General features: G+C 57.2%; 20 protein-coding genes. 17 read left to right on the forward strand and 3 right to left on the reverse strand.

Annotation, left to right across the window (positions count from 1 at the left end; all coding sequences use genetic code 11):
• The first annotated feature begins 101 nt into the window (after positions 1-101).
• Entirely contained in the window at positions 102-620 is a 519-nt protein-coding gene (gene sodC / locus FA91_RS08500) for a superoxide dismutase family protein (RefSeq protein ID WP_034914561.1), read from the forward strand.
• Positions 621-776: 156 nt separating this feature from the next.
• On the forward strand, positions 777-1,214 hold the full coding sequence (slyA, locus tag FA91_RS08505) for a transcriptional regulator SlyA (protein WP_034914563.1): 438 nt from the start codon (positions 777-779) through the stop codon (positions 1,212-1,214).
• A 32-nt stretch (positions 1,215-1,246) separates the two neighbouring features.
• Here slyA and slyB read toward each other — a convergent pair whose 3' ends face one another.
• Positions 1,247-1,714 carry an outer membrane lipoprotein SlyB gene (slyB, locus tag FA91_RS08510; RefSeq protein WP_034914565.1) on the reverse strand — a complete coding sequence of 156 codons (468 nt, stop codon included), beginning with the start codon at positions 1,712-1,714 and terminating at the stop codon, positions 1,247-1,249.
• Between the two features lie 278 nt (positions 1,715-1,992).
• Between slyB and anmK the strand changes: the two genes are divergently transcribed.
• The 5 genes from anmK (at position 1,993) to pdxY (ending at position 6,467) form a co-directional block, all read left to right on the forward strand.
• Positions 1,993-3,108 carry an anhydro-N-acetylmuramic acid kinase gene (gene anmK / locus FA91_RS08515; RefSeq protein WP_034914566.1) on the forward strand — a complete coding sequence of 372 codons (1,116 nt, stop codon included), beginning with the start codon at positions 1,993-1,995 and terminating at the stop codon, positions 3,106-3,108.
• 66 nt (positions 3,109-3,174) lie between these two features.
• Positions 3,175-3,477, forward strand: coding sequence for an MliC family protein (locus tag FA91_RS08520; protein ID WP_034919126.1), 303 nt, complete (start codon positions 3,175-3,177; stop codon positions 3,475-3,477).
• Between the two features lie 23 nt (positions 3,478-3,500).
• Positions 3,501-4,157 (forward strand): pyridoxamine 5'-phosphate oxidase, encoded by a 657-nt coding sequence (gene pdxH / locus FA91_RS08525; protein ID WP_034914569.1) that lies wholly within the window; start codon positions 3,501-3,503, stop codon positions 4,155-4,157.
• Between the two features lie 112 nt (positions 4,158-4,269).
• Positions 4,270-5,544, forward strand: a complete 1,275-nt coding sequence (gene tyrS / locus FA91_RS08530) for a tyrosine--tRNA ligase (RefSeq protein ID WP_034914572.1) — start codon at positions 4,270-4,272, stop codon at positions 5,542-5,544.
• A 62-nt stretch (positions 5,545-5,606) separates the two neighbouring features.
• On the forward strand, positions 5,607-6,467 hold the full coding sequence (gene pdxY, locus FA91_RS08535) for a pyridoxal kinase PdxY (protein ID WP_034914575.1): 861 nt from the start codon (positions 5,607-5,609) through the stop codon (positions 6,465-6,467).
• A 48-nt stretch (positions 6,468-6,515) separates the two neighbouring features.
• On the opposite strand, the gene dtpA is transcribed toward pdxY, so the two are convergent.
• Positions 6,516-7,979, reverse strand: a complete 1,464-nt coding sequence (gene dtpA / locus FA91_RS08540) for a dipeptide/tripeptide permease DtpA (RefSeq protein WP_034914579.1) — start codon at positions 7,977-7,979, stop codon at positions 6,516-6,518.
• A gap of 195 nt (positions 7,980-8,174) precedes the next feature.
• A complete protein-coding gene (locus FA91_RS20995) occupies positions 8,175-8,426 on the reverse strand; it encodes a hypothetical protein (RefSeq protein WP_156103068.1) in 252 nt (83 codons plus the stop codon).
• Positions 8,427-8,444: 18 nt separating this feature from the next.
• Here FA91_RS20995 and FA91_RS08545 point away from each other — a divergent pair, with 18 nt between their 5' ends.
• From FA91_RS08545 to FA91_RS08590, 10 genes are all read left to right on the forward strand, one after another.
• Positions 8,445-9,464 (forward strand): methionine ABC transporter ATP-binding protein, encoded by a 1,020-nt coding sequence (locus FA91_RS08545; RefSeq protein ID WP_034914582.1) that lies wholly within the window; start codon positions 8,445-8,447, stop codon positions 9,462-9,464.
• Positions 9,457-10,125, forward strand: coding sequence for a methionine ABC transporter permease (locus FA91_RS08550; protein WP_034914586.1), 669 nt, complete (start codon positions 9,457-9,459; stop codon positions 10,123-10,125). Before FA91_RS08545 ends, FA91_RS08550 begins: the two co-directional genes overlap by 8 nt.
• Before the next feature lie 18 nt (positions 10,126-10,143).
• Positions 10,144-10,947: a MetQ/NlpA family ABC transporter substrate-binding protein gene (locus FA91_RS08555; protein WP_034914589.1), complete on the forward strand. Its 804-nt coding sequence runs from the start codon at positions 10,144-10,146 to the stop codon at positions 10,945-10,947.
• A 446-nt stretch (positions 10,948-11,393) separates the two neighbouring features.
• Positions 11,394-12,407, forward strand: coding sequence for a zinc-binding dehydrogenase (locus FA91_RS08560; RefSeq protein ID WP_034914592.1), 1,014 nt, complete (start codon positions 11,394-11,396; stop codon positions 12,405-12,407).
• Positions 12,404-12,841: a PaaI family thioesterase gene (locus tag FA91_RS08565; RefSeq protein WP_034914594.1), complete on the forward strand. Its 438-nt coding sequence runs from the start codon at positions 12,404-12,406 to the stop codon at positions 12,839-12,841. The genes FA91_RS08560 and FA91_RS08565 overlap by 4 nt, the downstream gene beginning before the upstream one ends.
• Positions 12,838-14,478 carry an ABC transporter substrate-binding protein gene (locus tag FA91_RS08570; RefSeq protein WP_034914595.1) on the forward strand — a complete coding sequence of 547 codons (1,641 nt, stop codon included), beginning with the start codon at positions 12,838-12,840 and terminating at the stop codon, positions 14,476-14,478. Before FA91_RS08565 ends, FA91_RS08570 begins: the two co-directional genes overlap by 4 nt.
• A gap of 2 nt (positions 14,479-14,480) precedes the next feature.
• The gene (locus FA91_RS08575) at positions 14,481-15,446 is read left to right on the forward strand and encodes an ABC transporter permease (RefSeq protein WP_034914597.1); all 966 of its coding nucleotides are present in this window, start codon (positions 14,481-14,483) and stop codon (positions 15,444-15,446) included.
• Between the two features lie 2 nt (positions 15,447-15,448).
• Positions 15,449-16,327 (forward strand): ABC transporter permease, encoded by an 879-nt coding sequence (locus FA91_RS08580; protein WP_034914599.1) that lies wholly within the window; start codon positions 15,449-15,451, stop codon positions 16,325-16,327.
• Positions 16,327-17,343: an ABC transporter ATP-binding protein gene (locus FA91_RS08585; RefSeq protein WP_034914603.1), complete on the forward strand. Its 1,017-nt coding sequence runs from the start codon at positions 16,327-16,329 to the stop codon at positions 17,341-17,343. The genes FA91_RS08580 and FA91_RS08585 overlap by 1 nt, the downstream gene beginning before the upstream one ends.
• Positions 17,340-18,281, forward strand: a complete 942-nt coding sequence (locus FA91_RS08590) for an oligopeptide/dipeptide ABC transporter ATP-binding protein (RefSeq protein ID WP_034914606.1) — start codon at positions 17,340-17,342, stop codon at positions 18,279-18,281. Before FA91_RS08585 ends, FA91_RS08590 begins: the two co-directional genes overlap by 4 nt.
• Positions 18,282-18,288 lie beyond the last annotated feature (7 nt).

The following is an 18,288-nucleotide window of genomic DNA, read 5'->3' on the forward strand; positions in this document are numbered from 1 at the left end:
TCGCATCATGTCGTAAAGAATCGTCAGCATGACGGGTTTAACGGGCATTTTTTTGCGCAGAAACCAGGCTTAAAGCTCCGGTAACAGAGACAGGTGAATTTATGAAACGATTGACATTAGTTGCGGCGCTCATCGCGGGCTGTAGCACAGCATATGCCGCCAGTGAAAAAGTAGAAATCAAACTGGCTACGGCGCAGGGCGCGGGCGAGAGTATTGGCTCGGTCACTATTGATGAAACAGAATATGGCCTGACCTTCACGCCCGATCTGAAATCCTTGCCTGCGGGTATTCACGGTTTTCACGTTCATGCGAACGGTAGCTGCGATCCGCAAACCAAAGACGGCAAAACGGTGCCGGCAGGTGCGGCGGGCGGACATCTGGACCCGCAAAAAACAGGTAAGCACCTTGGCCCATGGCAGCAGGGGCATTTAGGCGATCTGCCCGCCCTTTACGTCACCGACGACGGCAAAGCGACCTACCCGGTGCTGGCGCCGCGTCTGAAAAAACTGTCTGAGGTGAAAGGCCATGCGCTGATGGTGCATGTGGGCGGCGATAACCATGCGGACCATCCTGCGCCACTGGGCGGCGGCGGCGATCGCTTTGCCTGCGGTGTGATTTAACTGTCAACCTGCCGGTGCTTAATGCCTGACGTTTGAGCATCGGCAAGGCAATAATGCGAGGTGAACATAAGACGAATTTGTATTTTGTCTGGTAAACTCGCAGAATGACCTTTGATGAGGCATAATACATAGCAAGCTAATTATAAGGAGATTGAATTGGACACACCATTGGGAACAGACCTTGCAAGATTGGTACGCATCTGGCGCGCCCTCATTGATCAGCGTCTAAAGCCGCTTGAACTCACACAAACGCATTGGGTTACACTGCACAATATTCATCAACTGCCGCCAGAGCAGTCACAAATACAGCTTGCCAAAGCCATTGGCATTGAGCAGCCGTCGCTGGTTCGCACCCTGGATCAGCTGGAAGAAAAAGGGTTAATTACCCGCACCACATGCGTCAGCGACCGACGCGCCAAACGCATCAAGCTTACGCCGGAAGCCGCGCCGATTATCAGCGAGGTTGAGCACGTTATTGATGCGACGCGGGACGACATTCTTGCGGGTATTTCCCAGCAGGACGTGGATAAAATGGTGATGCTGATAGCGCATTTAGAAAAAAATATACTTGAACTTCAGCAGCGAAATGATTGAAAAAAACCGGCGGTAGCCGGTTTTTTTATGACTTAACGAGGCGAAACGGTAACCTGGCTGCCGTTTGAAGCCAGCATCACGCGCTGTCCAACGGAGAAGCGGCTTGCGGCCTGCTTTTGCACCACCAGAATAGTGTTGCCGTCGTCCTTGCGCACTTCCAGCTCTACGCCATTTGTTTTATTAACGGCACCCTGCACACCCTGACCGGCAACGCCGCCCGCCACGGCGCCCGCCGCGGTCGCCAGACTCCGGCCTGCGCCGCCGCCGATGGTATTACCCAGGAATCCACCCAGAACGGCACCGCCAATCGCGCCGATAACATTGCTGTCATCACCGCCCTGAATCTGAATTGGCCGGACATGAACCAGCGTCCCGTAGGAAACGCTTTGCACCTGTTTTGCTTCAGATGCGCTATAAACATCCCCGGAAAGCGTATCTGAATTGGTGCATCCTGCTAATGTCACTCCGGTAAGTGCCACGATTAATAAACGTTTTATCATCGTTAAAACTCCATTCTTATGTGCGCGCTGTGAAAAAAATACAGCAGTAACTTCATTATATGGCACGGGCTGCGCCCTGGTAACGTTTTAAAGAAAAAAACCGTCTCAGAGCGTAGCGCAGGTGGATTAAACCAGAAATAAATCAAACCGTAAAATCGTGCCGCGCTGCGAAAGGCCACAGCCAGTTTAAAAATGCACAGTTAATCATAGAATTGACGCGCTAATTTTGCGAATCTGTAGGGCGGATGCTTTGAATACCGTTACCCTGAAGGCAAATAATGAAATCGGGACGTTATATAGGCGTTATGTCAGGCACCAGCCTGGACGGCGTCGATGTGGTGCTGGCCGCCATTGATGAACGGATGGTGGCGCAGCAGGCCAGCTACTGCCATCCCTTTCCTCCGGCGCTGAGGGAAGACGTTCTGGCGATCTGCCAGGGGCAGTCGCTGACGCTGTCGCAAATGGGGCAGCTCGACTGCCGACTGGGTCGGCTTTTCGCTGAAGCGGTACAGATCCTGTTGCACCAGCAGGGATTAGGTAAAGAGGACATTACGGCCATCGGCTGCCACGGACAGACGGTGTGGCATGAGCCGCAGGGCGAGGCGCCGAATACGCTGCAAATCGGCGATAACAATCAGATCGTCGCCCTCACCGGCATTACCGTCGTCGGTGATTTTCGCCGCCGCGATATGGCGCTTGGCGGACAGGGCGCGCCGCTGGTTCCCGCTTTTCATCAGGCGGTTCTGATGCATCCTGGCGAGCGGAGAATGGTGCTGAACATTGGCGGCATCGCTAACCTGTCGTTGCTGATACCGGGAAAAGTCGCGGGTGGCTATGATACCGGCCCCGGCAATATGCTGATGGACGCCTGGATCTGGCGTCATCAGGGTGTCGGCTACGATAAAGACGGCGCATGGGGAAGCGGCGGCACCGTGGTCTGGCCGCTGCTTCAGCAGATGCAGGCCGATCCCTGGTTTGCGCTTCCGGCCCCCAAATCCACCGGCAGAGAGTATTTTAATCTGGCATGGATCGCGCGACAGCTGGCCCATTTTCCCGGCCTGTCACCGCAGGATGTGCAGGCGACGCTGGCCGAGCTGACCGCATCCACCATTGCGGAGCAGGTGAGTTTAAACGGCGGCTGTGAGCGACTGCTGGTATGCGGCGGCGGCAGCCGTAATCCGCTGCTGATGACGCGACTGGCAGCGCATTTATCGGGCACCCAGCTCATGACCACCGACGAAGCGGGCATCAGCGGCGATGATATGGAAGCGCTGGCCTTCGCGTGGCTTGCCTGGCGTACGCTTTCAGGCCTGCCCGGTAATTTGCCCTCGGTGACCGGCGCGCGCGAAGCATCGGTCATTGGCGCAATTTTCCCCGCCAACCGTTCGCGCTAAATACCGTTTTGTCCGCTGCGCAGGTGACGGGCAACGTTGACACAACATGGAGAACTTATGAAATTGCTGCTTCCGGGCCTCGCCCTGATTTTACTGTCGGGCTGTAGCTACTTCCAGCACGAGCAACAGACGCCGCAAACGCTGCATTATACCTGCGGCACGCTGCCGCTGACCGTGGTGCAGGACAATACGCGTCAGGAGGTCAGTATGATCCTCGACGGCACGCCGCTGACGCTTAAGCAGCAGATTGCCGCGTCAGGCACGCGCTACAGTGACGGAAACTATGTTTTCTGGTCAAAAGGGGACGATGCGTTTATCGAACGCAACGACAAAGTCATCATTAACGATTGCCGCCTGAACCACGGCTGATTTTCTGAGCAGAAGGCATTGCGATGAACGAGAGCGATAATTTACAACTGATTGCGCACATGCGCCGCCAGTACATTCGCGGCGGGCTGCGGCGCAGCGATCTGCCTGCCGATCCCCTGGCGTTATTTGAAAAATGGCTGAACCAGGCGGTAGAAGCCCAGCTTCCCGATGCCACCGCCATGAGCGTGGCAACGGTGGATGCCTCCGGCCAGCCCTGGCAACGCATCGTGCTGCTGAAGCATGTCGATGCGCGCGGCATGGTATTTTATACCAACCTCGGCAGCCGCAAGGCGCACCATCTGGAGCACAACCCGCGCATCAGCCTGCTTTTTCCGTGGCACATGCTGGAACGTCAGGTCATGGTGGTGGGACGGGCAGAAAAATTGTCGATGCTGGAGGTGATGAAATACTTTCACAGCCGCCCGCGCGACAGCCAGATCGGCGCATGGGTATCAAAGCAGTCGAGCCGCATTTCCGCGCGCGGCGTGCTTGAAAGCAAGTTTCTCGAGCTGAAGCAAAAGTTTCAGCAGGGCGAGATCCCACTGCCCAGCTTCTGGGGTGGTTTTCGCATCACCATTGACTCCATGGAATTCTGGCAGGGCGGCGAACATCGCCTGCATGACCGCTTTTTTTATCAGCGCGAAGAGGACGGCTGGAAAATCGATCGTCTTGCGCCGTGAAACCATGAAATAATCCCCTTAAGCGCTGGCACAGAGCAAGCCGGCGCTTTATTCTGTACGCCTTATTTTTCCCGAACACGCAACGGGTCGATGTATCAACATGGAGTCTCAGATGGCCAGCAGTAACCTGATTAAACAATTGCAAGAGCGAGGGCTTGTCGCCCAGGTAACGGACGAAGACGCGTTAGCAGCACGACTGGCGCAGGGGCCAATCGCACTCTATTGCGGTTTCGATCCGACAGCCGACAGCCTGCATCTGGGACATCTGGTGCCGCTGCTCTGCCTGAAACGTTTCCAGGATGCCGGTCACCGCCCGGTGGCGCTGGTGGGCGGCGCAACGGGGTTGATCGGCGATCCAAGTTTCAAGGCAGCCGAACGCAAGCTGAACACCGCAGAGACAGTCAACGAATGGGTTGATAAAATCCGTCATCAGGTGGCGCCTTTCCTGAATTTTGACTGCGGTGAAAACAGCGCCGTCGCCGCCAACAACTACGACTGGTTTGGCAGCATGAACGTGCTGACTTTCCTGCGCGATATCGGTAAGCACTTCTCCGTGAACCAGATGATCAACAAAGAAGCGGTGAAGCAGCGTCTGAACCGCGACGATCAGGGCATCTCTTTTACCGAGTTCTCCTACAATCTGCTTCAGGGTTACGACTTTGCCTGCCTGAATGAACGCTATGGCGTGGCGCTGCAAATCGGCGGTTCCGATCAGTGGGGCAATATCACCTCCGGCATCGATCTGACGCGGCGTCTGCATCAGAACCAGGTCTTTGGTCTGACCGTGCCGTTGATCACCAAAGCGGACGGCACCAAATTTGGCAAAACCGAAGGTGGCGCGGTCTGGCTCGACGCGAAGAAAACCAGCCCGTACAAGTTCTACCAGTTCTGGATCAACACCGCCGATGCGGACGTTTACCGTTTCCTCAAATTCTTCACCTTTATGAGCACGGAAGAGATTGCCGCGTTGGAAGAAGACGATAAAAACAGCGGCCGTGCGCCGCGCGCCCAGTACGTGCTGGCCGAACAGGTTACCCGTCTGGTACACGGCGAAGCGGGGCTGGCGGCCGCGCAGCGCATCACCAACAGCCTCTTTGCAGGCAGCCTGAGCGAGATGACCGAAGCGGACTTCGAACAGCTGGCGCAGGACGGCATGCCGATTGTTAAGCTGGCGCAGGGGCAGGATCTGCAACAGGCGATGGTCGATGGCGAGCTTGCGCCGTCGCGCGGCCAGGCGCGCAAGCTGATTGACTCTAAAGCGGTCAGCATCAACGGCGAGGTGCAGCTCAATGCGGACTATACGTTTGAGCAGGACGACCGTTTGTTTAACCGCTTCACGCTGCTGCGTCGCGGCAAGAAAAACTACACGCTGATCGTCTGGCAGTAACGGACGTTTTTTCGGGCCGGTTCGTCCGGCCTCTCTTCAGGGCAGGTTGTTCGGATTTACCCATGAAAAATATACTTTCGATTCAGTCTCACACCGTTTTCGGCCATGCCGGCAACAGCGCCTCCGAATTTCCTATGCGGCGCATGGGCGCAAACGTTTGGCCGCTTAATACCGTGCAGTTTTCCAACCATACACAGTACGGCCACTGGACCGGCGTGGTGATGCCGGCAACGCATCTGACCGACATTGTGAAAGGCATTGCCGATATCGACCGGCTCAGAACCTGCGATGCGGTGCTCAGCGGCTATCTGGGGTCGGCGGAGCAGGGCGAGCAGATCCTGGAAATCGTGCGTCAGGTTAAGGCGGCCAATCCCGACGCGTGGTACTTCTGCGATCCGGTGATGGGCCATCCTGAAAAAGGCTGCATTGTGGCGCCGGGCGTGGCGGAATTTCACGTCAGCGCCGCGCTGCCCGCCAGCGACATTATCGCGCCAAATCTGCTTGAGCTGGAGATGCTCAGCGGTGAGACGGTGGCCGATGTCGACCAGGCGGTTTCCGCCGCGCGCGCGCTGATCGCGAAGGGGCCCAACGTGGTGCTGGTAAAACATCTGGCACGCGCAGGACGTCGCAGCGATCGCTTTGAAATGCTGCTGGTGACCGCAGACGAAGCGTGGCATATCGACCGTCCCCTGGTGGACTTTGGCGTGCGTCAGCCCGTGGGCGTGGGCGATCTGACCAGCGGTCTGCTACTGGTGGATTTGCTGCACGGTAAAACGCTGCGCGATGCGCTGGAGCACGTCACGGCGGCGGTATATGAAGTGATGTTAAAGACGCATGAGATGGGCGAATATGAGCTTCAGCTGGTGGCGGCGCAGGATCTGATTGCCAACCCGCAGCAGCATTTCACCGCGGTTCAACTGTAGTCTCCCCCGAACCATAAAAAAGGCGACCTGCGGTCGCCTTTTTTTCGATTAACCCTGCGTCATCCGATTAAGTTTCGGCGCGGCCAGCAGCATCAGCAGCGCTATCACGCCGGTGACGATACCGATTTGCAGAAAGACGTCGCCGTAAACATGCAGCGACTGAAGCGGATCGGTAATGTTTTCCGGCACCGCCATCAGGTTCGCCACTTTTCCGGCAATCATCGCTGCGCCTGCGGTGGTCAGGAACCACGATCCCATGATAAAGCCCATCAGGCGCTGCGGCACCAGTTGCGCAACCATCGCCAGACCCAGCCCGGAGATCATCAGTTCGCCCGCACTCTGCAACGCATAGCTGAGGATCAGCCAGCTCACAGATACAATACCGAGCTGGTTCGCGAATTTCGCGCCCATCGGCAGCACCAGAAACGCGACAGCGCAGAGGATCATGCCCACCGCAAATTTATGCGGCATGGGCAGGCGATCGCCCATTTTGTTGTACGCCGCCGCTAGCAGCGGACTGAAAATCATAATCCAGAACGGGTTCAGCGCCTGAAACTGCTCTGGCTCAAAAGTCAGCCCGAAAATGCTGTGCTCAACGTTACGAATGGCAAAAAAGTTCAGCGAGGTGGGCATCTGCATATAGAGCACGAAGAAGACGATTGCTTCAACCATCAACAGGAAGGCGACGATCATCTTACGTCGCGCGGCGCCGTGAAGCGTGAAGGCTTCTTTGGCGAACACCAGCACGATGCCCAGCGCAATCACTCCCAGTACCATACGCGCGATGGTCTGATTATGCAGCAGCCAGGTGGAAAGCGTAATCAGCACCACGATGCCCACCAGCGTAGCCAGCAGCTTGCCGATGCGCAGCGGGGCGAAGTCGGGTTTGGAGCCGTACTGGCGTACCCACCTGCGGCAGATCATAAAGTTAACCAGCGTGATAAGCATGCCGACAAAAGACAACGAGAAAGCCACGCTCCAGCCGAATTTTGCCGCCAGCCAGGGCGTGGCCAGCATGGAGAAGAAGGAGCCGATGTTGATCGCCATGTAATACATGGTGAAGGCGCCGTCGAGGCGCGGATCGTTCTTGTCGTAACAGGTGGAAAGCAGGGAAGAGGGATTGGCCTTGAACAGACCGTTACCCACGGCGATGGTGGCCATGCCGACGTAGACCAGCGTGACGTCATGCCCTGACCAGGCGACCAGCCCGTAGCCAGCCGCCAGCACCAGCGTGCCCAGTACGATAACGCGCTTGGTGCCCAGCACTTTGTCGCCGAGCCAGCCGCCAACGGCGACCATGCCATAAACCAGTGCACTGAAGGAGGTGAAAAGCGAAATGGACTGACCTTCGGACATCCCCAGCATTTTCACCAGGTAGACTGCCATAATGCCTTGCAGTCCGTAAAATCCGAAGCGTTCCCAGAGTTCGATCGAGAAAATCAGATAGAACGCTTTAGGTTGTTTAAAAGCATTGAGGCTAGGCGCCTCGGTATGTTTGTTTGCAGTTGACACTGATACCTCTGTATTACGTAGCCTGATGCGACCAAAAAAACGTCGTCTTCGTACAAGGTGGGCATTCGCCGCATGATTATAAGATGGGAAAAACGGCGGTTAATTTCGCCGATCGCGCGGCGGCAGGCAAGTGTTTTTTCATATATCGTCAAACGCGTCGCGCATAGCGTTAACAGGAGGTATTGGGTTTGTTATTCAGATATAAATTTCAGGGAGCAAAAATAAAACAGAATTATTTGTGATGACCTTATGACCACATTTCGCCTGTTTTCGCACCGTTTTTTCGCCGCCGTCACGGCAGGAACAATTTTGTGACGGCTTCAATTCCTTTTGGCTATATCTCATTTCTTTAAAGTCTTTTTCAGGACTTTCATCGCTCCCTACTATCGCGGCAATGCAAAATGCTAATAATGCAGCAAAAATAATCAGTTCAATGAATCTCCACATAATTCCAACAGGCTATAAATGATCGTTCTACGTCATGTATCGAAATCATTCGCCACCCGCACCGGCACCATTGCCGCCGTTGACGATGTCAGCTTGCAGGTGGATGAAGGACAAATATACGGCATCGTCGGCTACAGCGGCGCGGGTAAAAGCACGCTGATCAGGCTGTTAAACGGGCTGGAAAAACCCACCAGCGGCAGCGTGATGATTTCCGGACAGGACATTGCGCAGGCAAAAGGCGAAGCGCTGCGCACCGCCAGACTGAAAATCAGCATGGTTTTTCAGCACTTCAACCTGCTGTGGTCGCGCACCGTCAGCGAAAACATCGCTTTTTCGCTGCAAATTGCTGGCGCGCCTAAAGCGGCTATCCGGGCGCGGGTAAAAGAGCTGATTGCGCTGGTCGGGCTGACCGGTAAAGAAGACGCTTATCCCTCAAAGCTCAGCGGCGGGCAGAAGCAGCGCGTCGGCATCGCGCGGGCGCTGGCGAATAACCCGGAAGTCCTGCTCTGCGATGAAGCCACCTCAGCGCTGGATCCGCAAACCACCGACGCCATTCTTGATCTGCTGCTGGACATTAATCGTCAGCTTAATTTAACCATCGTGCTCATCACTCATGAGATGTACGTGGTGCGGAAAATCTGCCATCGCGTGGCGGTGATGGAAAACGGACGCATCGTGGAAGAGGGCGAGGTGCTGTCGGTGTTCAGGCATCCTCGCGAGGCGGTCACGCGTCAGTTCGTGCGGCAGACCGGGGAGTCCGGCCACGCGCCGTTCAATCCGCATCTGGTCGATCGCGCCAGCGGCGCGGTACTCAAACTGACCTTCGTCGGCCAGACCACGCAGCAACCGGTGGTGGGTGAGCTGACGCTCAAGTATGGCCTGACGTTTAACATTCTGCACGGCACGATGACGCAGACCGCACAGGGCACCTTTGGCGAGCTGTGGCTCCAGGTGGCCGCACGCGGCGCGCAGCTTGATGCCATTCTCACCGATCTCCATGCTTACGCGATCACGACCGAGGTGGTGACCCATGATTGAAACATTATTTCCCCACCTGCGGCCTGAACAGCTGTGGGACGCCACCCTTGAGACGCTTTATATGACGGCGCTCTCTGGCCTGGCCACCTTTGTGTTGGGCATTCTGCTGGGACTGGCGCTGTTTTTGACCGCGCGCAACGGCATGTTCCAGAACCGTCTGATCTATTCCACCATTTCGGTGGTGGTCAATGTTTTTCGCTCCATCCCTTTTATCATCTTGATTGTGCTGCTGATCCCGTTCACCAAAACGCTGATCGGCACCATTCTCGGCGCAGACGCAGCGCTACCGGCGCTGATTGTCGGCGCGGCGCCTTTCTATGCGCGGCTGGTGGAGATTGGCCTGCGCGAGGTGGACAAAGGGGTGATTGAGGCGTCGCGATCGATGGGCGCGCGCATCAGCACGCTGATTTTCCGCGTGCTGCTGCCGGAATCCTCGCCGGCACTGGTGTCGGGGATTACGGTGACGTTGATTGCGCTGGTGAGCTACAGCGCTATGGCGGGCGTCATCGGCGCGGGCGGATTGGGTAACCTGGCTTACCTGGAAGGGTTTCAGCGTAACCACAGTGACGTCACGCTGGTGGCAACGCTGATGATCCTGGTGATCGTTTTTATCATTCAGTTTTTAGGTGATGTTGTTACAACACGGCTCGATAAACGTTAACTTCTGAGGGAATGCAACATGAAAAGAACACTGACACTGCTGGCGGCGGCGACGCTCAGCCTGAGCGCATGGGCGGATACGCTGACCGTTGGCGCATCGAACGTGCCGCATGCCGAAATACTTGAACAGGCGAAGCCGATTCTGGCAAAACAGGGTATCGATCTGGAAGTCAAACCGTTCCAGGACTACATCCTGCCGAACACCGCGCTGGCCAGTCGCGACATCGATGCGAACTACTTCCAGCACATTCCCTATCTGAACAGCGTGCTGAAAGATCACGCGGGTGATAAGAGCTACGACTTTGTCAGCGCGGGCGCGATCCATATTGAGCCGATTGGCATCTACTCTAAAAAGTATAAATCCCTGAAAGACCTGCCGCAGAATGGCCGCGTGATCATGCGTGACGCGGTGGCGGAAGAGGGACGCATCCTCTCAATCTTTGAAAAAGCGGGCGTGATTAAGCTGAAGCCGGGCGTCAGTAAAGTTGATGCGCGCATCAGCGACGTCGTCGAAAACCCTAAACACCTTAAGTTCCTGGCCAACGTCGAAGGCGCACTGCTGCCGCAGATGTATAACAATGACGAAGGGGATGCGGTGGTGATCAACGCCAATTACGCGATTGATGCGGGGCTTGATCCGGTTCACGATCCGATTGCGGTGGAAAGCGGTGAAAACAACCCGTATGCAAACATCATTACCGTGCATCGCGGCGATGAGAACAAGCCGGATGTCAAAGCGCTGGTGAGCGTGCTGCATTCGAAACAGATTCAGGACTGGATCCGCACCAAATACAAAGGCGCGGTGATCCCGGTGAATAATTGATAAAAAAGGCCGGGAAACCGGCCTTTTTTATTTTACAGACAGTATGGCAATAACGTCGTTGCGCATCTTACCGGACATCATTCCGCCTCAGGTCAACTCTCTTCAGTAAACTCTCGCTTATTTTTACAGAGTTCAATAACGCGGCAAAACAACAAAACTGCATTTATTAAGGCGTAAATGACTTATTCATTTTTTACGTTAGGTTTGCCGTTATTCTTTATTTACCTTTTCCGGTGATGGCGGAATAGTGATGTCATTATATTAAAAGACAACGGGGGGTAATGCCCTCAAGCGCTGACATGGCCGCGTCGGCACGACGTCCCGCCATTGTTTAACCTGCGAACAGTGATAAATAAATAAGACAGACGCAGGATGGCGTGTTGATATTTTTTGTCCGTCGCAACGGTGGCGACGGCAGAACTTTTTAATTTAATGACGGGGAAATAATGAAAGCTATTGTGTTGAGAGAGCACGGCACCAATGACGTTTTGCGCCTTGAGAAAAACTTTCCCGATCCGCAACCCGGCCCACAGGATGTTATTATTCAGGTTAAGGCCTCCTCGCTTAACTATCACGATATATTTACCCGCCGCGGCATGCCCGGCATTAATTTACCCTTGCCGGTAATTATTGGCCTCGACGTCGCCGGCGAAGTTATTGCCGTGGGCAGCGAGGTGACGCAGTGGCGTCCGGGCGACCGCGTGCTGGCCGATCCGATCAATCGCGTGGACGGCGGACTGCTGGGTGAAACCACGCACGGCGGCCTTGCCGAGCGCTGTCGGATACCTGCCCACCAGCTTATCGCGCTTCCGGATACGGTGTCGTTCGCCGAAGCGGCCGCGCTGCCGGTCGCTTATGGCACCGCGATGCGAATGATGCAAACCATCGGCAACGTGCGTGCCGGGGAGAAAGTACTGATCCTCGGCGCCAGCGGCGGCGTCGGCGTATGCTGCGTACAGCTGGCTAAACTGGCGGGCGCCTGGGTTATCGCCTGCGCGGGCAGTGAAGAAAAAGCGCAGCGGCTGCGTGAGCTCGGGGCGGATGAAACCATCCTCTATCGTGAAGAAGACTTTATGAAAACGATCTTTGCCCGCCACGGCAAACCGTCGCGCCGACGCAGTGCGGACGAACCGGGCGGGGTGGACGTGGTGGTGAATTTTACCGGCGGCGATAGCTGGGTGAAGTCTTTGCGGGTACTGCGCGTTGGCGGCAGATTGCTGACCTGCGGGGCGACGGCGGGCTTCGCGCCGCAGGAGGATATTCGTTATATCTGGACGTATGAACTGCGCATTCTCGGCTCAAACGGCTGGGAACGCGAAGATCTGACGACCCTGCTGGCACTGGTTGCCAGCAAAAAATTGCGCGTGGTGATCGACAGGCAGTGGCCGCTTGAGCAGGGCGCGGAGGCGCTGGCCTCACTTGAAGCGCGCCGCGTGTTCGGCAAGGTGGTGGTGGGATGACGCGACAACTCTCTCGCGCGGAACTTGAGACCGCCTTCAGAAACTCGCCCTTTATTCATTTCCTTAACCTTCAGATTGAAAAAATCGACTATCAGCATGAAACGCTGATCGTCCATGTGCCGATGCGTGCCGAATTTGAACGCAAGGCGGGCAGCGGACAGTGGCACGGTGGGCCGCTGGCATCGGTCATTGATACCGTTGGCGACTTTGCGCTGGGCATGCTGCTCGGCCAGGGACTGCCCACCATTAACTTTCGCGTCGATTACCTCCGTCCAGCCATTCATACCGATCTGCGCGTTGTCGCCTGCGTGAGACGCAGCGGCCGCAGCGTGGGCGTGGCGGATGTTGATGTTTTTAACCAGCAGGGGCAACTGCTGGCGATTGGCCGGGCGAGCTATGCCACATCGGTCATTGTTAACGAGGGGAAAATATGAATATCGATCGTCAACGTCGCCGCCTGCTCACCCTGACGGGCGCAGGCGCAGTGCTCGCAACCGTGGGGAAAATCAAGGGTTTCTCCCTGGTCGGTAATGCGGTAGCGGCAGACTTAGCAGTCAGGACGCCGAGGCGCGGCGGTACGCTGATTATCTCGTGGGGCGGGCTTGAGCCACAGGCGCTTTACGTGCCGGGCGGCGGCGGTTCTGCCCCTTTTCAGACCTCAACCAAAATTCTTGAGCGGCTGCTGAAACTGGATAACAACCTCGTCTTTCAGCCTGCGCTGGCCGAATCAATAACGCCTTCCGACGATTTCAAAACCTGGACGCTCACGCTGCGTCAGGGGGTGAAATGGCACGACGGTCAGGACTTTACCGCCGACGATGTGGTGTTCAATGCCATCGAACACTGGAAGGCGCTCTCGGCGGGGATCGCGCTTAAATCGCTGGAAAAAGCCGAAGCGGTAGATCCGCATACCGTTAAGCTTTACTTCTCCGTGCCGGTGCCGGCCTTCTTCCTGAAATCAACGCTGGCCGGACAATATCAGCTGGTGCTGCCCAAACATCTCTACGCCGGGCGGGATATCCTCACCAACCCGGCGAACAATCGCCCCATCGGCACCGGCCCGTGGCGCTATGGCAACTGGGTTCGGGGCAGCTATGTTGAGTACGCGCGCAATGAGCACTATTGGGGGGCCGGGCAACCGTGGCTGGACAAATTAATCGTTCGCTGGTGGGGCGACGCGGCCTCACGCACCGCCGCGCTGGAAACCGGCGAGCTTTCCGTAGGCTATTCAAACCCGGTGCCGGCGCGTGAAATTGATCGGCTGGTGAAAAGCGGTGATGTCGTGCTGGATACGCGCGGGTATGAGAACTCCGCCTGGACCGTGACGGCGGAATTCAACCAGCGGCGCGAAAACGTGAAGCGCCGCGAGGTGCGTCAGGCGATTCTGCATGCCATCGATCGCCAGTTTATTATCAACACTATTTACTTTGGTCGTGGCAAAGCCGCCGTCTCGCCGATATTCAGCAGCAACAGCCTGTTTTTCACTGCCGATGTCCCGCAGTATCCGTTCGATCCCGAAAAAGCAAAACAGCTTCTTGACGCGGCGGGTTTACCAGAGAAAAACGGCACGCGCTTCACCGTTAACCTGCTTGCGGCGGCCTGGTTCGAAGAGAACGCCAGACTGGGCCAGTATCTTAAGCAGGCGCTGGAAGATATCGGCATTGCCGTGCGACTCGACTCGGTCGATCGCGCCACGGCGCTGAAACGGATCTACAGTGATTATGATTACGATATCGCCCTCTCTAACTTCACCGCGCCCATTGAGCCTGTCCCCACCGTCACGCAATTTTTTACCACCGACGGCATTGTCAAAGGCGCGGCGTTTCGCAACGCCACCGGCTACAGCAGTCCTGAAATGGATAAGCTGGTCGGGGAGATCACCATCGAAACCGACGAGACAAAGCGAAAAACGCTGATCCACCAGTTTGCGCATCTCGCCAGTACCGATGTTCCTATTGTGCCGCTGATAGAAATGCAGTCATTTACCCTGGCGCGCAAAAACGTTCGTCAGTTCACCACCGATGCGAACGTGCAGGGCACCTCCCTTAACGACGTCTGGCTGGCGGAGTAGTTATGTTGCGTCTCATTCTGCGTCGCCTCGTCCAGGGAATACCGCTGCTCTTTGGCGTGGTTATTCTTAATTTTGCGCTGATGAAGCTTGTGCCCGGCAGCCTGCTTGATGTGATGACGGCGGAACAGCAGGTTACCGATCCGGCGATGATCGCACGGCTTCGTCACCTCTACGGCCTTGATCAGTCGGCGTGGGCGCAGCTGCTGCACTACCTTGGCGCCGTTCTTCAGTTCGATCTCGGTTATTCGTATCGGCAAAACATGCCGGTGGCGGCGGTGATCTTTGCGCATCTGCCCGCCACGTTAATTCTGATGCTGGCCAGCATTGCGCTGGCGGTCATTATCGGTATGAGTGCCGGCGTGCTTTCCGCTCTGAGGGTGAACAGCATCTGGGACACCCTCATCTCGCTGCTGGCGGTGCTGTGCTTTGCTGCGCCTGGCTTTTGGCTGGGGATCATGATGATTATCTTTTTTTCGGTGAAGCTCGGCTGGTTTCCGGTCGGCGGCATGGAAACCATCGGCGTCAGCCTCTCTCCGTGGGCGAAGGCCGTAGACTTACTGCATCACCTGGTGCTGCCCGCGGTGGCGCTGGGGCTGTTTTATGCCGCCACCTATGCGCGTGTGATGCGCGCCGCCATGCTGGAAGTCAGCGAAATGGATTACGTGCGAACGGCGCGCGCAAAGGGGCTGAGCCGCAGCCGGGTGATCGTTGCGCATATGCTGCGAAACGCGCTGCTGCCGGTGGTCACACTGCTGGGATTGCAGTTGGGCACGGTGCTTGGCGGCAGCATTGTTATTGAGGCGGTATTCAGCTGGCCAGGAATCGGACAGGTGTTATTTGACAGCGTCATGAGCCGCAACTATCCGGTGGTGCTGGGCGTACTGGTGCTGAGTTCACTGCTGGTGGTGCTGATTAACATTCTGGTGGATCTGATTTACGCGCGGCTCGATCCGCGCATAAGGAGCTGACAATGTCGCTAACGCTTATCCCGACGCGGCCTGGCGCGTTAACGCCGCGTTTCGCTTTCCTCCGCGCTTTTGGGCGCCACGCTGGCGCGGTTACCGGCGCCTTTATTCTGCTCATGGTGGTTATTACCGCTCTGACGGCTGACTGGCTCTATCCGATCAATCCCCTGCGAATTGTGGCGATGCCGGAAATCTGGCCATTTGAACAGAGCCGCTACCCACTCGGTACGGACTCGCTGGGGCGGGACATTGCGGCGATGCTGGTGCACGGTTCGCGGGCCACGCTGATGATCGGTCTGAGCGCAAGCCTGGCTGCCACGCTGATTGGCGTCACCGTCGGCGCGACGGCGGCATGGTTTGGCGGCTGGGCGGACGATCTGCTGATGCGTCTGGCCGAACTCTTTCAGGTGATCCCAAACGTGGTATTCGTGCTGACCGTGGTCTCGGTACTGGGCCCGGAAATGATCAACATTATCATTGCGGTAGGGTTGATTTCATGGCCGCCCATTGCCCGACTGACGCGGGCAGAGTTTCTTACCTTCAAAGATCGTGAGTTCGTGCTGGCCTGCCGCGCCAGCGGCATGAGCAATACGCGCACGGTGGTTGCAGAGATCCTGCCGAACGTGCTGCCGCCGGTCATCGTACTTGCCTCGCTGGTGGTGGCGGGTGCCATTCTCTATGAATCCGTCATTTCATTTCTTGGGCTCGGCGACCCCAATCTCGCCAGCTGGGGGCGGCTGGTGGGAGAAGGGCGTACGCTGATCCGCTCATCATGGTACATCTGCGCCGTACCCGGATTTGCCATCATGCTTACCGTATTGGCGTTGAATCTGCTGGGCGACGGTCTTAATGATGCCCTCAACCCGAAACTCAGGGAGCGATAATGCAACCGCTGCTCGACATGCAACATCTCACCCTGACGCTGCGCACGCGAACGCAACGCGTAGTGGCGCTGGATAATTTGTCTCTGACGCTCTGGCCAGGCGAAACGCTGGCGGTAGTCGGCGAGTCAGGCTGCGGTAAATCGTTGACCGCACTGGCCATGATGGGCCTGTTGCCGCCGCGGATTTCGCAAGTAGAGCACGGTCAGATAGGCTTTGAAGGAAGTGACATTGTCACCATAAGCGAGCGCGCACGGCAGCGGCTACGTGGACGGCGCATGGCGATGATATTCCAGGACCCGATGAGCGCGCTCAATCCGGTAAAAACCGTCGGCAGCCAGCTGATTGAAACGCTCCGCGTGCATCTGGGGCTGGATGCGCGCACGGCGCGCGATCGGGCCGTAACGCTGCTCAGGCGCGTACATATTCCTGACGCCGAAAAGCGAATGGATGAGTATCCGCATCGTCTCTCCGGCGGAATGTCCCAGCGGGTCATGATTGCCATGGCGATTGCCTGCGAGCCGGCCCTGTTGATTGCTGATGAACCGACTACCGCGCTGGATGTGACTATTCAGGCGCAGATACTGGCGCTGCTGCGCGAGTTACAGCAGCAGTCCGGCATGGCGCTGATGCTGATTACGCACGATCTTGGCGTGGTAGCGGCAATGGCGCAGCGGGTGGCCGTGATGTATGCGGGACGGAAAGTCGAAGAGGCGCCCGTCGATACGCTCTTCGCCTCGCCCGCGCACCCCTATACCCAGGGATTGCTGCGTGCCACGCCGCGAACGGGGCAGCACGGTGAAAGGCTGATGGATATCCCTGGCCGGGTGCCCGCGCTGGCGGATCTGCCTGTCGGCTGCGCCTTTTACGACCGCTGTTCACACGCCCAACCACGCTGTCTTCAGCGGTCGCCTGCGCTGACGCCGCTGGCGGAAAATCACTCGGCAGCCTGTTTTGTGGCGCAGGATCGCGCTCTTTTACGTCACCAGCCGCCACGACAGGCAGGAGTGACAGGATGACGCCCGTTCTCGAAGCAAACGATCTCACCGTCCGCTATCCCACCAAAGACGGCACGGTTTACGCCCTTTCAGGCGTCAGTTTACAGCTGTTCCCGGGCGAAACGCTGGCGGTGGTCGGTGAGTCCGGCTGTGGAAAATCCACGCTCGGCAAAGCGTTAATGCGGCTTATCGCATCCCGGGGGTCGATTAAAATTCACTCAGAAGAGGTCAGTACGCTGAGTAACGCTAAGCTCCTGCCGTTTCGACGGCGGGTACAAATGGTGTTTCAGGATCCGCAGGGTTCGCTCAACCCGCGCCAGCGCGTCGGCACCAGCATTGCCCGACCGCTTCAGGTGGCAGGCTGGCAGCGTCGCGATATCGCCCGGCGCGTGGAGGCGCTGCTGGAGCAGGTTGGGTTACCCGCGGAGTCTGCCAGCCGCTATCCCCATGAGTTTTCAGGTGGGCAGCGACAGCGGATCGGCATTGCGCGCGCCCTGGCGACGGAGCCGGACGTGGTGATCTGCGACGAACCCGTATCGGCGCTGGATGTCTCCGTTCGCGCGCAGGTCATTAATCTGATGCGTGATATTCAGCAGCGTATGAACGTCGCCTACCTCTTTATCTCTCACGATTTGTCCGTGGTGGAGTATCTGGCCGACAGAGTCATGGTGATGTATCTCGGCCGGGTGGTAGAGAGCGGGCCAACGGCTGCGCTCTGGCAGCATCCCGCGCATCCCTATACCGCCGCGCTGCTGGCCGCGGCGCCGGTGGCCGATCCCAGTCAGCCGCAGGCGCAGGCGTTACTGGAAGGTGAAGTGCCGGGGCCGCTGTCGCTGCCGCAAGGGTGCGCCTTTCATACCCGCTGTCCCCGTGCGCAGGCGCGGTGCCGACAATTGCGCCCTGAACTTATTCCTTTTACCGCAGACCGCCAGGTGGCCTGCCATTTTCCCCTCGACTAACCAGAGA

Origin of the sequence: Erwinia sp. 9145 (genome assembly GCF_000745075.1) — a bacterium.
Taxonomy (GTDB): Bacteria; Pseudomonadota; Gammaproteobacteria; order Enterobacterales; family Enterobacteriaceae; genus Erwinia; species Erwinia oleae.

Excerpts from the sequence above, each read along its gene's own strand:
- FA91_RS08575 (WP_034914597.1), top strand. The coding sequence starts at position 14,481 with ATGTTGCGTCTCATTCTGCGTCGCCTCGTCCAGGGAATACCGCTGCTC.
- FA91_RS08585 (WP_034914603.1), top strand. The coding sequence starts at position 16,327 with ATGCAACCGCTGCTCGACATGCAACATCTCACCCTGACGCTGCGCACG.
- FA91_RS08545 (WP_034914582.1), top strand. The coding sequence starts at position 8,445 with ATGATCGTTCTACGTCATGTATCGAAATCATTCGCCACCCGCACCGGC.
- tyrS (WP_034914572.1), top strand. The coding sequence starts at position 4,270 with ATGGCCAGCAGTAACCTGATTAAACAATTGCAAGAGCGAGGGCTTGTC.
- sodC (WP_034914561.1), top strand. The coding sequence starts at position 102 with ATGAAACGATTGACATTAGTTGCGGCGCTCATCGCGGGCTGTAGCACA.
- FA91_RS08565 (WP_034914594.1), top strand. The coding sequence starts at position 12,404 with ATGACGCGACAACTCTCTCGCGCGGAACTTGAGACCGCCTTCAGAAAC.
- FA91_RS08570 (WP_034914595.1), top strand. The coding sequence starts at position 12,838 with ATGAATATCGATCGTCAACGTCGCCGCCTGCTCACCCTGACGGGCGCA.
- FA91_RS08580 (WP_034914599.1), top strand. The coding sequence starts at position 15,449 with ATGTCGCTAACGCTTATCCCGACGCGGCCTGGCGCGTTAACGCCGCGT.
- anmK (WP_034914566.1), top strand. The coding sequence starts at position 1,993 with ATGAAATCGGGACGTTATATAGGCGTTATGTCAGGCACCAGCCTGGAC.
- FA91_RS08590 (WP_034914606.1), top strand. The coding sequence starts at position 17,340 with ATGACGCCCGTTCTCGAAGCAAACGATCTCACCGTCCGCTATCCCACC.
- pdxH (WP_034914569.1), top strand. The coding sequence starts at position 3,501 with ATGAACGAGAGCGATAATTTACAACTGATTGCGCACATGCGCCGCCAG.
- FA91_RS08560 (WP_034914592.1), top strand. The coding sequence starts at position 11,394 with ATGAAAGCTATTGTGTTGAGAGAGCACGGCACCAATGACGTTTTGCGC.
- FA91_RS08550 (WP_034914586.1), top strand. The coding sequence starts at position 9,457 with ATGATTGAAACATTATTTCCCCACCTGCGGCCTGAACAGCTGTGGGAC.
- pdxY (WP_034914575.1), top strand. The coding sequence starts at position 5,607 with ATGAAAAATATACTTTCGATTCAGTCTCACACCGTTTTCGGCCATGCC.
- slyB (WP_034914565.1), bottom strand. The coding sequence starts at position 1,714 with ATGATAAAACGTTTATTAATCGTGGCACTTACCGGAGTGACATTAGCA.
- FA91_RS08555 (WP_034914589.1), top strand. The coding sequence starts at position 10,144 with ATGAAAAGAACACTGACACTGCTGGCGGCGGCGACGCTCAGCCTGAGC.
- FA91_RS20995 (WP_156103068.1), bottom strand. The coding sequence starts at position 8,426 with ATGTGGAGATTCATTGAACTGATTATTTTTGCTGCATTATTAGCATTT.